12 protein-coding genes are annotated in these 15640 nt (G+C 72.5%); 8 read left to right on the top strand and 4 right to left on the bottom strand.

From position 1 onward, the window contains the following. Positions 1 to 50: 50 nt before the first annotated feature. A complete protein-coding gene (locus tag ABT137_RS23365; protein ID WP_351711872.1) occupies positions 51 to 1538 on the bottom strand; it encodes a PucR family transcriptional regulator in 1488 nt (495 codons plus the stop codon). 151 nt (positions 1539 to 1689) lie between these two features. Between ABT137_RS23365 and speB the strand changes: the two genes are divergently transcribed. The 4 genes from speB to ABT137_RS23345 are packed head-to-tail and all read left to right on the top strand — an operon-like array spanning position 1690 to position 5274. Continuing rightward, the gene (gene speB / locus ABT137_RS23360) at positions 1690 to 2658 is read left to right on the top strand and encodes an agmatinase (RefSeq protein WP_351711870.1); all 969 of its coding nucleotides are present in this window, start codon (positions 1690 to 1692) and stop codon (positions 2656 to 2658) included. After that, positions 2655 to 4223, top strand: coding sequence for a purine-cytosine permease family protein (locus tag ABT137_RS23355; RefSeq protein ID WP_351711868.1), 1569 nt, complete (start codon positions 2655 to 2657; stop codon positions 4221 to 4223). The genes speB and ABT137_RS23355 overlap by 4 nt, the downstream gene beginning before the upstream one ends. A gap of 5 nt (positions 4224 to 4228) precedes the next feature. Further along, complete coding sequence (locus tag ABT137_RS23350; RefSeq protein WP_351711866.1) at positions 4229 to 4882, top strand: cyclase family protein; 654 nt, start codon at positions 4229 to 4231, stop codon at positions 4880 to 4882. After that, the gene (locus tag ABT137_RS23345; protein WP_351711864.1) at positions 4879 to 5274 is read left to right on the top strand and encodes a nuclear transport factor 2 family protein; all 396 of its coding nucleotides are present in this window, start codon (positions 4879 to 4881) and stop codon (positions 5272 to 5274) included. The genes ABT137_RS23350 and ABT137_RS23345 overlap by 4 nt, the downstream gene beginning before the upstream one ends. Before the next feature lie 141 nt (positions 5275 to 5415). On the opposite strand, the gene ABT137_RS23340 is transcribed toward ABT137_RS23345, so the two are convergent. Further along, positions 5416 to 7800: a SpoIIE family protein phosphatase gene (locus ABT137_RS23340; RefSeq protein WP_351711862.1), complete on the bottom strand. Its 2385-nt coding sequence runs from the start codon at positions 7798 to 7800 to the stop codon at positions 5416 to 5418. Positions 7801 to 8072: 272 nt separating this feature from the next. Here ABT137_RS23340 and ABT137_RS23335 point away from each other — a divergent pair, with 272 nt between their 5' ends. Then, positions 8073 to 11174: a glycoside hydrolase family 2 TIM barrel-domain containing protein gene (locus ABT137_RS23335; protein WP_351711860.1), complete on the top strand. Its 3102-nt coding sequence runs from the start codon at positions 8073 to 8075 to the stop codon at positions 11172 to 11174. Between the two features lie 88 nt (positions 11175 to 11262). Here the strand turns inward: ABT137_RS23335 and ABT137_RS23330 are convergent, their stop codons facing one another. After that, positions 11263 to 11751 (bottom strand): methylated-DNA--[protein]-cysteine S-methyltransferase, encoded by a 489-nt coding sequence (locus ABT137_RS23330; protein ID WP_351711858.1) that lies wholly within the window; start codon positions 11749 to 11751, stop codon positions 11263 to 11265. A gap of 204 nt (positions 11752 to 11955) precedes the next feature. Here ABT137_RS23330 and ABT137_RS23325 point away from each other — a divergent pair, with 204 nt between their 5' ends. From ABT137_RS23325 to ABT137_RS23315, 3 genes are all read left to right on the top strand, one after another. Beyond that, positions 11956 to 12195 (top strand): hypothetical protein, encoded by a 240-nt coding sequence (locus tag ABT137_RS23325; RefSeq protein ID WP_351711856.1) that lies wholly within the window; start codon positions 11956 to 11958, stop codon positions 12193 to 12195. A gap of 3 nt (positions 12196 to 12198) precedes the next feature. Then, a complete protein-coding gene (locus ABT137_RS23320; RefSeq protein ID WP_351711854.1) occupies positions 12199 to 12576 on the top strand; it encodes a toxin Doc in 378 nt (125 codons plus the stop codon). A 468-nt stretch (positions 12577 to 13044) separates the two neighbouring features. After that, a complete protein-coding gene (locus tag ABT137_RS23315; RefSeq protein WP_351711852.1) occupies positions 13045 to 14676 on the top strand; it encodes an RICIN domain-containing protein in 1632 nt (543 codons plus the stop codon). A gap of 122 nt (positions 14677 to 14798) precedes the next feature. Here ABT137_RS23315 and abmR read toward each other — a convergent pair whose 3' ends face one another. Next, entirely contained in the window at positions 14799 to 15329 is a 531-nt protein-coding gene (abmR, locus tag ABT137_RS23310; RefSeq protein ID WP_351711850.1) for an ATP-binding transcription factor AbmR, read from the bottom strand. Positions 15330 to 15640: the final 311 nt, after the last annotated feature.

The raw sequence follows: 15640 nt of genomic DNA, 5'->3' as shown, positions 1-15640 counted from the left end.
GCGATCGTTGCCTTCGCAATCGGCAGGCGGCGACGTGTCGCGGGCGCCCGCTACGGCCCCGCGACCGCCACGCCGAGCTCGGTCGCCGCGCGCACGGCGAACCAGACCTCGGTGAAGGCGGCCGTCGTCGACAGGTCCCGGCCGGTCACCTCGCCGAAGCGGCGCAGCCGGTAGGCGAGGGTGTTGGGGTGGATGTGCAGGGCCGCGGCGGCGCCCTCGGTGCGGCGGTCGCGTTCCATCCAGGTGCGGACGGAGACCAGTAGCTGGGACCCGTGCGCCTCGTCGTAGCGCAGGGCCTCGCCGAGGACCTGCTCGACGAGCGCCGACAGCAGCCGGCGGTCCTCGGGCAGCCAGCGTCCGGTGGCGTCCTCGCCGTAGTGGAGCAGCGGCTTGCCCGCCTCCTCCGCGCGGCCGGCCGCCCACTCCGCCTCCTGCTGGGCGACCCGCAGCGGCTCGCCGACGGCGAAGGGGCGGCTCACCCCGCACACTGCGCCGGGCAGCTCGGCGAGGGCCTCGGTGAAGCCGGGTTCGGCCAGGACCAGCCGGTCCTCGCCGCGGCGCAGGGTGAGGTGCGGGTGGCCGGACAGGGCGCCGTCCAGTTGCTCGTCCTGGGCGCGCCGGAGCACCGCGAGGACGACCGGCCGCTGCGTGTCCAGGCCGTGGTGGGCCAGCCGGCGCTGGGCGCCGGCCGGGTCGAGGGTGTCCTGGAGCAGCTCGGCGAGGGTCTCCGCACCCTCCCGCCGCAGCACCTCGCGCTCCTGGCGCACCATCGCGAGCCGCAGGGCGGCGACGGTGGCCAGGTGCTGGACGACGGCCAGCCCGGCCGGGCGGGCGCCGGCCTGTTCCAGCGCCACCAGGTAGCCGGCCGCGCCGCCCGGGCCGAGGACGGGGAGCACGAAGCCGCCGGGCACGGTCGGCGGCGCGTCCGGGTCCGCCGGCAGTACCGAGAGGTCCTCCGGCGCCGGGATGCCGGGCAGCAGCGGGCGCCCCTGGGGGGTGCACAGGAAGATGCGGTAGCCGCTGAGCTGCTCCAGGCGGTCGAAGAGCGCGGGGATGTCCAGGTTCTCCTCGGCCATCCAGCGCAGCGCGCCGAAGACCTGGAGCTGGGCGCCGAGCCGCTCGGCGGACTTCTCGCTGACCGCTGCGGCGACCTCCTGCGCGATGGTGACGAAGGGGACCGTGAGGGGCACCTCGAGCACCGGGAAGCCGCGCTCCTCGGCCGCCCTGAGGAAGGCCTGGCGCAGCGGCGGGGTGCGCAGCTGGGTGCTGAGCACCAGCGCCGCGACGCCCGCGTCGTCGAGCCGCTCCAGATAGCGCCGCTGCGCCTCGCCGCCGCGCGGCACGGCGAGGCCCACGGTCATGAGGACCTCCGAGCCCTGGAGCCAGGGGGTGGGGTCCTCCAGTTCGCTGACGTGCGCCCAGGAGACCGTACGGCCCAGTCCGCCGCCGCCCGCGAGCAGACGCATCTGCAACGCCGGGAAGGACAGCAGGTCGCCGACGGTGAGGACGGAACGCGGCGTTGCTTTGTGGTCGGACACAAGACCACTGTAGTTCTTCGTGTCGTCAACAATTGACCCTGTCGGCCGGCCGTCCGCACACTGAGGCATCCCCCGCTACCGGAACCACCAGCTCCGGTCCAGGGTCCGCCCACCCGGCGGTGTACGCCCAGGCTCGACAGGAAGGTTCCCCATGACGACCGAGCCCCGTGGACCCGTGGACTCCTCCCGGATCCCCCGCTACGCGGGACCCGCGACCTTCGCCCGGCTGCCGCGTCTTGACGAGGTGCCCCGCGCGGACATCGCCGTCGTGGGTGTCCCCTTCGACACCGGCGTCTCCTACCGGCCCGGCGCCCGCTTCGCCCCGGCCGCGGTGCGCGAGGCGTCCCGGCTGCTGCGCCCGTACCACCCGGGGTTGGACGTGTCGCCGTTCGCGGCGGCTCAGGTCGCCGACGCCGGCGACATCCCGGTGAACCCCTTCGACATCAACGAGGCGATCGAGACCGTCGAGCACGAGGCCTCCCGCCTCCAGGCCGACGGCACGAAGCTGGTCACCATCGGCGGCGACCACACCATCGCGCTGCCCCTGCTGCGCGCGGTCGCGAAGCGGCACGGACCGGTCGCCGTCCTCCACTTCGACGCCCACCTCGACACCTGGGACACCTACTTCGGCGCCGAGTACACCCACGGCACCCCGTTCCGCCGCGCCGTCGAGGAGGGCATCGTCGACACCGAGGCGCTCAGCCACGTCGGCACCCGCGGCCCTCTGTACGGCAAGCGGGACCTGGAGGAGGACCGCCGGCTCGGCTTCGGCATCGTCACCTCCGCCGACGTGCTGCGCCGAGGCGTCGACGAGACGGTGGACGCGCTGCGGCAGCGCATCGGCGACCGGCCGCTGTACGTGTCCGTCGACATCGACGTCCTCGACCCCGCACACGCCCCCGGCACCGGTACCCCGGAGGCCGGCGGCATGACCTCGCGTGAGCTGCTGGAGATCCTGCGCGGCCTCGCCGGGCTCAACCTCGTCGGCGGCGACGTCGTCGAGGTCGCCCCCGCCTACGACCACGCCGACATCACCTCCGTCGCCGCGTCGCACGTCGCCTACGACCTGATCAGCCTGTTCACCCTGGACTCCGCCGGCCCTCGCGAGGAGCAGACATGACCCCCAGCCCCCAAGCGGAGCAGCACGACGCCCCGTCGCTGACCGAGATCGAGACGTACGGGGTGGAGCGCATCCCGGACGCCGACCGCACCGCCCGTCCCCTCGACCTGTTCCGGGTCGCCTTCGGGGGCGCGAACACCTTCGCCACCTGTGTCCTCGGCGCTTTCCCGATCCTGTTCGGGCTCTCCTTCTGGCAGGGCCTGGCGGCCACCGGCCTCGGGCTCGCCGTCGGCGCGCTGATCCTCGCGCCGCTCGCCGTGTTCGGCCCCCTGAACGGCACCAACAACTCGGTGTCCTCCTCCGCCCACCTGGGCGTGCACGGCCGGGTCGTCGGCTCCTTCCTCTCGCTGCTGACCGCGGTCGCCTTCTTCTCCATCTCCGTGTGGTCCTCGGGTGACGCCCTGGTCGGCGGCGCGCACCGGATGTTCCACCTGCCGACCAACGAGGGCGTGTACGCGCTCGCGTACGGGCTGTTCGCCGCGCTGGTGCTGACGGTGTGCATCTACGGCTTCCGGTTCATGCTCTTCGTGAACAAGATCGCGGTGGCCGCCGCCTCCCTGCTCTTCGTCCTCGGCCTCTTCGCCTTCGGGGGCGACTTCGACGCCGGCTACCAGGGCAGCTTCCACTCGCTGAGCACCCCCGGCTTCTGGCCGGCGTTCATCGGCTCCGCGCTGATCGTGCTCTCCAACCCGGTCTCGTTCGGCGCCTTCCTCGGCGACTGGGCCCGCTACATCCCCGCCGACACCCCGCGCCGCCGGGTCATGGGCGCGGCCTTCCTCTCCCAGATCGCGACGATCCTGCCGTTCTTCTTCGGCCTGGCGACCGCCTCGATCATCGCCGCGAAGGCGGGGAACTTCCTCGACCCGAGCGCCCCGGACTACGTCGGCGGCCTGCTGGCCGTCTCGCCGTCCTGGTACTTCCTGCCCGTCTGCCTGCTCGCGCTGATCGGCGGCATGTCCACCGGCACCACCTCGCTCTACGGCACCGGCCTCGACTTCGCGAGCGTCTTTCCCCGGTTCAGCCGGGTGCAGGCCACCGTGTTCATCGGCGTCCTGTCGATCTCCTTCATCTTCGTCGGCCGGTTCGCCGCGAACCTGACCCAGTCCATCTCCACCTTCGCGACGCTGATCATCGTCTGCACCGCGCCGTGGATGGTCATCATGACCCTGGGCTTCCTCACCCGCCGCGGCTGGTACGACCCGGACTCGCTCCAGGTCTTCAACCGCCGCCAGCGGGGCGGACGTTACTGGTTCACGCACGGCTGGAACTGGCGCGGCATGAGCGCCTGGCTGGCCTCCGCCCTGCTCGCGGTCCAGTTCGTCAACCTCCCCGGCCAGTTCGTCGGCGCCCTCGGCGACCTCGCGGGCGGCGTGGACATCTCCCTGCCCGTCGGACTGGGGCTCGCCGCGATCCTCTACCTGGCCCTGCTGTGGTTCTTCCCCGAGCCCCGCGCCGTCTTCGGTCCCGAGGGCCCGCGGCTGGTGCGCGCCGTCGACTCTCCGGTGCCGCCGATCACCGCCGCCGACGGCGCCCCCGTCGCGGTCCCCGAGCCGGCGGAGGTGTGAGCGGGATGCGCCTGATCGACCTGTCCGTGCCGCTGCGCACCGGCATGCCGGTCTACCCCGGCGACCCGGAGGTGGACATCCGGCCCGCGCTCACCGTGGCGCGGGACGGGGTCAACGTCCTTCAGGTGCACATGGGTTCGCAGTCCGGCACCCACGTGGACGCCCCGTCCCACATCGAGGACGGCCTGCCCACGCTGGACCAGTTGCCGCTGAACCGGTTCGACGGTCCGGCCCACGTCGTCGACGCCCGGGGCCTGGCGCCCCGGGCGGCCATCGGGACCGACCTGCTCGCCCGCGTCCCGGCGGACCGGATCGTGCTGATCGCCACCGGCTGGTCCGCGCACTGGGGCACCGACGCCTACCACGACCACCCCTACCTGACCGAGAAGGCGGCCGCCCTCCTCGTCGCCCGCGGCATTCACACCGTCGGCATCGACGCCCTCAGCGTCGACCCCACCCCGGGCGAGACCCTGCCCGCCCACCGCATCCTGTGCGGCGCGGACGCCGTCATCGCCGAGAACCTCACCAACCTCGCCGAGGTCCTGGACGCCCAGCACACCGGCCACGACGTCCACGTCAGTCTCTTCCCCCTGCACCTGCCCGGCGCGGACGGCGCACCCGTCCGGGCCGTGGCCCGGATCTCGGAGCCGAAGCCTTGAGCAACGACCACGACACCGCCCTCGCCGCGGCGGACGCCCTGATCGCCGCCTTCGCCGAGGGCCGCACCGACGACTACTTCGACGCCTTCGCCGCCGACGCCACCTTCGTCTTCCACACCACCGGCCGGCGCCTGGACTCCACCCAGGAGTACCGCGACCTGTGGCAGCGGTGGAGCGAGGAGGACGGCTTCCGCGTCCTCGCCTGCGACTCGGACGACCGCCGCCTCCAGCTCTTCGGCGACACGGCCGTGTTCACCCACGCGGTGACCACCCGGGTCTCCACCACGGCCGGGGAAGAAGTACTGCATGAACGCGAGACCATCGTCTTCCACCGCGTCGGCGGCGAGGACTGGCGCGCGGTCCACGAGCACCTGTCCGCAGCGACCGTCTGACAGCGACGGTTCAGCAGCGCCCCGCAAGGGGCGCGGGGCTGTATTGCATGTGCGGCTACCGCCGCGTGGGCGCGACAAGCCACAACGGCGCCGCAGCCGACCGACGACATGACGCGGCACTCCCAGCGAAGCGCTGAGCACTCAGGGGAGCTCGTCCTCGAAGAGGGACAGCTCGGCCCAGATCGTCTTGCCCTCCCCGGTGTGCCTGGTGCCCCAGCGCTGGGTCAGCTGGGCCACCAGCAGCAGGCCCCGGCCGCCCTCGTCCCAGGTCTTGGCCCGGCGCAGGTGCGGGGCCGTGTGGCTGGTGTCGGAGACCTCGCAGATCAGCGTGGTCGTGTCGTGGATCAGGCGGAGCCCGATGGGGTGGGCGCCGTAGCGGATGGCGTTGGTGACCAGCTCGCTGACCACCAACTCCGCCGTGAAGGCGGCCATGCTCAGGTTCCACACGTCGAGCTGCTCGACGACCTGCTTGCGGATCGGCGCGACCAGGGCGGGGTCGGCGGGGATGTCCCAGGACGCCACCCGGGTCGGCGGCAGGCCCTGGGTGCGGGCCAGCAGCAGGGCCACGTCGTCGGCCGCGCCGCCCGACGGCAGCAGGGCGTGCAGGATCCGGTCGCAGGTCTCGTCCAGGGAGTCGCTGTACGCCGCCAGCGCCTCGTGCAGGAGCCGGCGGCCGGTGTCCGGGTCCCGGTGCCGGGAGGTGATCAGTCCGTCCGTGAACATCGCGAGCACCGTGCCCTCGGCCAGCGTCACCTCGGCCGACTCGAACGGCAGCCCGCCCAGGCCCAGCGGGGGACCGGCGGGCAGGTCCAGCCGGCTCGGGCGCTGGCCCGGGCGCACCAGAACGGGCGGCGGGTGCCCGGCACGGGCCAGTGTGCAGCGCCGGGAGACCGGGTCGTAGACGGCGTACAGGCAGGTCGCGCCGACCTCGCCGGGGCTGCCCTCGCCGCCGTGCTCCGCCGAGAGCCGGAGCACCAGGTCGTCGAGGTGGGTGAGCAGCTCGTCCGGGGCCAGGTCGATGTCGGCCAGGGTGCGCACGGCGGTCCGCAGCCGGCCCATGGTCGCCGAGGCCTGCACGCCGTGGCCGACGACGTCCCCCACGACCATGGCGACCCGCAGCCCGGACAGCGGGATCACGTCGAACCAGTCGCCGCCCACCCCGGCCCGCGCCGCCGGCAGGTAGCGGGACGCGGCCTGCAGGGCGGCGGTCCGGGGCAGCGTCCGCGGCAGCAGACTGCGCTGCAGGGCCAGGGCGGTCTCGCGCTCGCGCGAGTAGCGGCGGGCGTTGTCGATGCAGACGGCGGCCCGGGCCGTGATCTCCTCGGCGAGCAGCACGTCGTCCGGGCCGAACGGGTCGAGCCGCCGGTGCCGCCGGAACACCGCGACGCCCAGGGTGGTGCCGCGGGCCTGGATCGGCACGGACATCGAGGAGTGCACGCCGAACTCGCGCGCCCGCTCTCCTCGGCGCTTGTTCCAGGACAGCCACTGGTCCAGCTCGCCGGAGGTCACCGAGGCCACGATCGTGTGCCCCGCGGTCAGCGAGTCGGCCTGCGGTGAGGAGGCCGGGTAGACCTCGGTCTGCCCGGGCTTGAGGACCGCCTCGGGGACGCCGGGGAGCACGGACTGGTGCGCGATGCGGCGCAGGGTGACCGGCGCGCTCAGCCGGGCCGGGAGGTCGCCGCCGTGCTCCGGCGGATCCAGCAGGTCGACGGTGACCAGGTCGGCGAGGGCCGGGACGCAGACGTCCGCCAGCTCCTGAGCCGTACGGGTGACGTCGAGGGTGCTGCCGATCCGCACGCTCGCCGCGTTGACCAGTTGGAGCCGCTCCCTGGCCTGGTAGTTCTCGGTGAAGTCGTGGGCGGCCAGGCTCACGCCCCACACCCGCCCGGCGGCGTCGGTGACCGGCGCCATCCGGGCCAGCCAGGCGTGCGCCCGGTCCTCGCCGCCGGTCCGCATGTACGTCTGCACGTCCAGCGGACGGCCCGAGGCCAGCACCCGGAGCATGTTCCGCTCCAGGTTCCCGCTCTCCGGCTTGCCGCCGATCTCGGTGACCCTGAGCCCCTGGACCCGCTCCTCGGGCAGCCCGATGACCTGTGCCATCGCGTCGTTCATCCGGCGCAGCCTGAGCTGGTCGTCGTAGACCGCGATGGCACACGGCGACTGCGTCAGCGCGGCCGTCGCCAGCGGATCGTCCGGGGTGCGCGGTCCGCCGCCGTCCAGCGGGGAGACCACCAGCCAGTGGCCGGGCCGTCCGTCGTGTGCCGGGGTGTGGTGGGCGAGCAGCCAGACCGGGATCGTACGGCCGTCCCGGTGGCGGAGTCCGAGGGTGCCGTCCCAGCGGGCGCCGACGGGCGCGCCGGGTGTGACGTCCGCCGCGAGCAGCACCGCCGCGGGCCGGCCCACGACCTCCTCGGCCGGGTGGCCGAGGAGCCGCCGCGCGCCCTCGCTCCACTCGGTCAGTGTGCCTTCCTCGTCGATGACAGCCCGGGCCGTCGCCGCATCGTCGAAGGGATAGACCCGGCTCATCTCGCCACTCCCAAGCGCACACTCACAGTCAACAGGTGCACCACTCGTGTTCAGCGTAGTGCTTCGGACCCCCTCGCGACCGGCAAGCGGCGGTGGCCGGTCGGCCGGGGCCGGGCCCTGTCCGGGGTGCCGAACGGGGACCGGCCGACGGGACGAAAGAGGTGGGCGGAGGGTTCCGGACCCTTGACGGGGACACGTGTCACCCCGTCAGAATCTGTTTGTTCACGATCAGTTGTGAGTAGTTCTGGGCCCTGATGAGGGAGAGCCGCACCATGACGGTCACACGCAGATCGGTTCTGGCAGCCGCCACGGCAGCCCCGACGGCCGGCGCCCTGCTGGGTGCCCCGGGCGCCTGGGCGGCCCCGGACGGGGGTACGTCCTCGCAGGTCACCGGCCGCCGCACGGTCGCCCTGCGGGACGGCTGGCGGTTCGCGCTGGTCAACCCGGGCGGGATCACCGACCCGACCGGCGCCTACGCGGACGCCGCCGACCCCGGGTACGACGACTCGGCCTGGCGTCAGGTCGCCGTACCGCACGACTGGAGCATCGAGCAGACCCCCACCACCGACCACGGCACCACCAGCGGCACCGGCTTCTTCCCGGGCGGCCTCGGCTGGTACCGGCTCGCCTTCACCCTGCCGCCCGGCTACGCCGGCAAGCGGATCTCGGTGGAGTTCGACGGCGTCTACATGGACTCGTACGTCTACTGCAACGGCACCGAGGCCGGCCGCCACCCCTACGGCTACACCGGCTTCGCCTTCGACCTCACCGACCTGCTGCACACCGACGGCAGCACCGAGAACGTGATCGCGGTCAAGGTGCAGAACCAACTGCCCAGCAGCCGCTGGTACTCGGGCAGCGGCATCTACCGCGAGGCCCGCCTGGTGGTGACCGAGCCGGTGCACGTGGCGCGCTGGGGGACGTACGTCACCACCCCGGACGTCAGCGCCGAGCGGGCGGTGGTGCGGGTGCGCACGGCCGTGGTCGACGCGTCCGGTGCGGGCGCGGACGTGACGGTCCTGTCCCGGATCGCCGACTCCGACGGCCGCACGGTCGCCCGCACGTCCTCCACGGTCACCGTGACCGGTTCCGGCGGGACCACCGCGACCCACGAACTGACCGTCGGGAAGCCGAAGTTGTGGGCGGCCGAGGCCCCGCACCGCTACACCCTGCACACCGAACTCCGGGTCGGCGGCACCACCACCGACACCTACCGCACGGTCTTCGGCGTCCGCAGCTACCGGTTCGACCCCGACGAGGGCTTCTCCCTCAACGGCGTGCCCACCAAGATCAAGGGCGTCGACCTCCACCACGACCAGGGTGCCCTCGGCGCGGCGATCAGCGCCGACGCGGTGCGCAGACAGATGACCGTCATGAAGTCGATGGGCGTCAACGCCTTCCGCACCTCGCACAACCCGCCCTCGCCGCAGATGATCGAGGTCTGCGAGGAACTGGGCATCGTGATGATGGTGGAGGCCTTCGACTGCTGGAAGACCGGCAAGACCAAGTACGACTACGGCCGCTTCTTCGACGAGTGGTGCGAGGCCGACGCCACCGAGATGGTCCTCGCCGCCCGCAACTCGCCCGCCGTCGTCCTGTGGTCCATCGGCAACGAGATCCCCGACTCCACCTCCATCGCCGGCCTCGCCATGGCCGACCGGATCATCGCCGCCGTCCGGGCCGCCGACGACACCCGCCCCCTGGTGATCGGCTCCGACAAGTACCGCGGCGTGCCCAAGCAGGGCTCCGCCGCCGACCTGATGCTGGCCAAGCTCGACGGACTCGGCCTCAACTACAACACCGCCAAGTCCGTGGACGCGCTGCACGCGGCCTACCCGCACCTGTTCCTCTTCGAGTCCGAGTCCTCCTCGGAGACCTCGACCCGCGGCACGTACCAGGAGCCGGAACACCTCAACACCGGGGAGAACCACACCCCGGGCCGCCGCGCTACCTCGTCCTACGACAACAACCTCGCCTCCTGGACGATGAGCGGCGAGTACGGCCACAAGAAGGACCGGGACCGGCAGTGGTTCGCGGGCCAGTTCCTGTGGTCGGGCATCGACTACATCGGCGAGCCGACGCCGTACGACGTGTTCCCGGTGAAGTCGTCCTTCTTCGGCGCCGTCGACACGGCCGGCTTCCCGAAGGACATGTACCACCTCTTCCGCAGCCAGTGGGTGAGCGAGCCGATGGTGCACCTGCTGCCGATGAGCTGGAACCACGAGGAGGGGGACACGGTCGAGGTGTGGGCGTACGCCAACGTGCCCTCCGTCGAGCTGTTCCTGAACGGAACGTCCCTGGGGGTACGGGAGTTCGACACCAAGAAGACCACCGACGGCCGCACCTACCTGGAGACCACCGAGGCCACCGGCGACGACAAGACCTTCACCACCGGCCCCTACCCGGGCAGCTACACCAGCCCCAACGGCAGCGCGGGCAAACTGCACCTGACCTGGAAAGTGCCGTACCGGCCGGGCGAGTTGAAAGCAGTGGCCCGACGCGACGGCAAGGTGGTCGCGACCGACGTCCTGCGCACCGCAGGCGCCCCGCACGCCGTCCGTCTCACCCCCGACCGCGACTCCCTGGCCGCCGACGGACGTTCGCTGGTCTTCGTCACCGCCGAGATCGTCGACGCGCACGGCGTGGTGGTGCCCGACGCCGAGGACCTCATCTCCTTCGCGGTGACCGGCGGCTCGCTCGCCGGGCTCGACAACGGCCGTGAGGAGAGCGCCGAGCGCTACCAGGCCAGCACCCGGACCGCCTTCCACGGCAAGGCACTCGCCGTCGTCCGCTCCGGTACGAAGCCCGGAGGCCTCAAGGTGACCGCGCGGGTGGCCGGCCTGCGCAAGGGCACAGCCACCGTGCACACCACCCCGGCCCGCACCGCGGCGAGCACCCCCGCCCCCGACTTCGGCCCGGATTACCCGTCCCCGCCGGACTACCCGTACGGGGACGCCAGTTACTCCGGCCGCCCGGACACGCTCCCGGCCGCCATGCTCGACGGCGACCCGGCCACCGGCTGGTCCAACGGCTTCGCCAAGTCGGCCACCGCCCTGCTGCCCGCCTTCGGCGGTGCCCGGACCGCGGACTGGGTGTCGGTCGACCACGGGCGCACCCGCACCTTCGACCGGGTGGAGGTCTCCTTCACCGTGGACGCCGGCCACGCCCTCCCCGCCTCGGTCGAGGTGGCCGTCTGGGACGGCACGGCGTACCGGGCGGTGCAGGGTACGGCGGTGGACTGGGCAACCGCCTCGGACACCCCGACCGTCATCACGTTCAGCGCGGCACGCGGCTCCAGGATCCGGCTCACCCTGACCAGCGCCCACCCGGGACAGACCTCGGGCGCGGTACGGATCAGCCGCCTCGACACCTGAGGCGGCTGAGGCGGCTGAGGCGGTGTGCGGTCCCGGCGGGCCGCCCCGTCCCGGGCGAGGGGCAGCAGCCGCGGACAGAGCATGTCGCTCAGCCGAGCATCGGCTGCAGCGCGCCCTCGTGCGTGAGCAGCCGTACCTTGTTTTCGACCCCGCCCGCGTACCCGCGCATCGAGCCGTCGGCGCCGATCACGCGATGGCAGGGCCGGATCACGAGCAGGGGGTTGGCGCCGATCGCCGCGCCCACCGCCCGGATCTCGGTCCGGGGCACGCCCAGCCGTGCGGCCAGTTCGCCGTACGTCGTCGTGGTGCCGTACGGGATGTCGTCGAGTGCCCGCCACACACGTTGCTGGAATTCCGTGCCCCGGGCGGCGCACGGCAGGTCGAAGCGGGTGCGCCGCCCGCTGAAGTAGGCGTTCAGCTGACGCACGGCCTCGGCGAACGGGCGGTCGGCGCGGACGGCGTCGGCGTGGCGCCGCCCCGGCAGGGACAGTGACGTGAGGACGAAACCGTCGGCCGACTCCGCGCCGGTCAGGCGCAGCTCGCCCAGCGGGCTGTCGTACACGGTGTACACGTCCATCGGATTCCTCGCTTTCGGAAGTCTCGGGACTCTCTCGGGAGATCCCGTGAGTTCTCATGACGTCGTGACACCGAGTCTGTCGCCGTGCCGGGCGGATGACCGGCGGAAAACGGACATGGCCCTGAGGCCCCGCAGGTACCGTGGCGAGTCCGTTGTGACCTGCGGGTATTTACGGTGGAGTACCCTCGCGGTACCGTGAAGGGCATGCCAGCTCTCAACGTGGAGTTCAGCGACCGCGAACTTGAGGACCTCAGGCAGATAGCCAAGGAGCGCGGTACGTCGATGAAGGCCCTGGTCCGTGAGGCAGCCGCCGCCGACATTGCCCGGCACCGGGCCCTGCAGGAGGGGGCGGAGGAGTTCCGCCGCTTCTTCGCGGCCCACGCCGCCGAGTTCGCCGCCGCGTTCCCGGACGACGAGCCGCCCGCGAAGGGCGAGGCCGCCTGACCCATGCCGCCGGTCATCCACATCGACGTGTCCTGGCTGCTCCAGCGCCACGAGGAAGTCCTGCCCGAGCAGCCCACCATCAACGACTTCTCCGCGCTGGTCGCCGCCGTCGCCCGGCACCGGGTCGACCCGCCCCGGCTCGGCGTGGACTCCGACGCCGCCTGGCGGGCCGCGGCCCTGCTGCACACCCTCGCCCTGCTCAAGCCGCTGCCTTCGGCCAACGCCCGGTTCGCCTGCGCGACCGCCGTGGCCTACATGTACGTCAGCGATGTCGGCATCGACCCGCCGTACGGCGCCCTCGTCGACCTCGCCCGCGACCTGATGAGCGGCAAGGCCGACGTCTACGCCGCGGCGGACCGGCTCCGTTCCTGGCAGCTCTGACACCCGCCCGGACGTGCAGGCAGAGCCGCCCCCGCGGCCGCCGGCCGAGGGCGGGAGGAACGGGGCCGGCGGCCTGTTTCGTGCGGAAGAGCCGCCGTTCCGCACGGGGCCTCGTGAGGAGGGCCGGTCATCAGTGGACCACCCGTGCGGGCGGGCCGGGAGCGTGCGCGCGGGACCGGTGCGGGCACACGGTTCACACGGGGCGCGCGGAATGGTGAATGCGGCCATGAAGGGGCAATAGCCACCGCCGCCTTTCTGACTTTCTGTCAATGCTGTCGATGTTGTACGGGTGCCTTGTTGCTTGTGTGAGACTTGTGCGAGGGTGAATGCCCGCGCGGGGTAATGGCCTGGTCCAATTCGGTAGTTGAGGAACGCGACCGACACCGTACCGACACCGTGTCGGCGAATTCCCGCTCCCCGCAGGCGCACCGAAGAGGTACGCACCACCGCACCAAAGGAATCCGCTCCGTGCCCACCCCCCACCCGCCTCGCCCTTCCTATCCGCCGCCGGGCGGTGGTGCGGGGGAGTCCGACGAGTCCCTCGCCGCCCCGCTGCGAGCCGGATCGGACATCGAGGCCTCCCGGTCCGCCGCGCTGCTCATGGCCAGGCACTGGCGGCCCGTTCAGGAATACGCGGTCATCTGCCTGGCCGCCTCCGGGCCTGTCGCGCACATGGTCGCGGCCGCCGCCTTCCATCAGGTCCTGGACCGGGTGGCCCTCGGCGAGACGGCCGACGCGATCCGGCCGCGCCTGCTGGTCTCCGTCCGCGACACGGTCGCCAACTGGGCCGTGGAGGACCGAATAGCGGAGGTTCTTCCGGACCTCGGGAAACCCGCCGGCGGCCGCGGTATGCGCGCCACGAAGTCCATGACCCCGGAAAACCGCGCCCTCGCGGAGCGTTCATTCCTGGGCCTTCCGGCGCTCGCCCAGAGCCTGCTCTGGCATGCCGAGGTGGAGGCCGAACCGATAACCGTACCGGCCGGTCTGTTGGGCATGGACACGGCAACCGCATCGGCGGCTCTCGAAGACGCGCGGGAGAAATTCCGCGAGGGCTGTGTCCGCGCCCACCGCGAACTCGCGCCGTCCCAGGAGTGCCGCTACTACAACCGACTGCTGGACGTGCCGATCCGCCGCGGCGGTGCCCTGCTGCCGGACGTTCAGGAGCATCTGGCGGAGTGCCCGTACTGCAGGGCCGCCGCCGAGCAACTCGGCCATGTCGAGGGCGGACTGGGTGTGCTGCTGGTCGAGGCGGTGCTCGGCTGGGGAGCCCGCCGCTACCTCGACACGCGCCCGGGGCGCAAGGGCGGTACGGAGGTTCCCCTCACCCGCGCCGCCGCCCGGCGTGCCGGAGGAGGCGGCCGCCGGCGCGCGACGGCCCGGACCCGGATCCTCGCCCGCATCCCCGTGCAGGTGCGCCGTCCGCCCGGCTCCTGGTCGTCGAAGACGCTGCTGACCAGTGTCGGCGTGGCCGGCGCGGGCCTGCTCGCCTCCGTGCTCGCCGTCAGCACGCTGTCCGGCGGCGGTGACGGCAGCGACGCCGTCGCCACCGCGGGCCTGGTGCCCGGCGACTCCGAGCCCGAGGCGACGCCCACCTCCGGCACGGCCGGGCTGCCCGCCGCCGACCACACGACCCGGCTGCGCAACGCCGCCGCCCAGCTCTGCCTGGACATCAACGGCGACCCGAAGGCCGGGGCGAGCGTCGTGCTCGCGGTGTGCTCCACGGCCTCGACCCAGCAGTGGACGTACGAGAGCGACGGCGAGCTGCGCAGCGCGGCCGGCCAGGACCTGTGCCTGGACTCGCACGCGGACGCCGGGGTGGTCATCGTCGGTACCTGTGCCGCGGAGGGCGCCGAGCGCGGCGAGGACGTGCGCTACGACCTCACCGTCCAGGGCGAGTTGCTGCCCCGCTGGGACGAGACCCTCGCCCTCTCGACGGGCGGGGTGGACCCCGGCTCCGACATCGTGGTCAAGGTCCGCGACCACACCAGCGGCCAGCACTGGCTGACCGACAGCCCGGCACCCTCCCAGAGCCGTGGCTCACTCTCCATCGCCGGGACCGGGGGCCCGTCGGCACAGCCGGCGGAACTGGCCGGCCACTAGGCGCTCCGCGGGACGTGCCGTCGTTCGTCCGCGGCCGTCGTGGCTGGTCGCGCAGTTCCTCCCCCAGGCTTCGGCCGGGGGTACTCCCAGCGCCCCTTCGGGCGCGCTGCCGAGCGGCCGGTTCAGGTCTGGTCGGTGTCCGGGCCCTGGGCCCGGACCCGCTCCACGTGCTCCAGGGAATCACGCAGTTCGGTCAGCCAGTCGTCGGTGTGCCGCTGGACGAGTCGCACGCACCAGGCCAGCGCCTCGCTGCGGCTGCGCGCCACACCGCCGGCGATCAGGGTGTCCAGGACCTCGCGCTCGGGCTGGCGCAGCCGGGTCATCACCGGCGCGGCCACATGCGTGAACAGTGCCCGCTGCCCGGCACACTCCACGCCCCAGGAGACCTTGCGCCGGAACTGGTGCTCCGCCTCCCTGGCCACGGCCATCCGGCCCTCCCGGGTGCGCTCCCGGAACTCCTGGATCCGGCCCTGTACGGCCGCCTCCCGCTCGGCGTCCGACACGTCGTCCGCCAGCTTGGGGCCGGGGATGCGCCCGATGACGGTGACCTCCTCGCGGTCGACCGTCACCTCGACCAGTTCCTCGAAGAGGTCGTCGGGCAGGCGGCCGGCGAACCAGCCGCGGAGCTTGTCTCGTTGCTCTTGAGTAATCATGTAATGACGATTACTCCGTTGCGGCACAGAGGCAAGGGCTTGCCGGGAAGTCCGCCGACAGCGGAAGCGGAATGTTTCAGGACGATTAACGAGGCGATGAGATCAGGCCATCTGGCCGCATCCAGCGATCAAGAACCGCTCCGTTGAGCGGTCGACGCGTTCGAATTCCGTGACTTCACGCCACTGATTCAATACGCAAGGTTACTGAAACCTGTGGGTTCGATGTGTGTTTCGGCGGCGGACTCGGCAGAGTGGCGCCCGCCGCCCCCGGCACCCACCGGGCCGAGGGCGGCACCCGTCGAATCGAGCGG

It is taken from the genome of Streptomyces sp. NPDC001980 (genome assembly GCF_040296885.1).
In the GTDB taxonomy this organism is placed as follows: Bacteria; Actinomycetota; Actinomycetes; order Streptomycetales; family Streptomycetaceae; genus Streptomyces.
The sequence above is the reverse complement of the archived record's forward strand: the minus strand, read 5'-3'. Positions and strand labels throughout refer to the sequence as shown.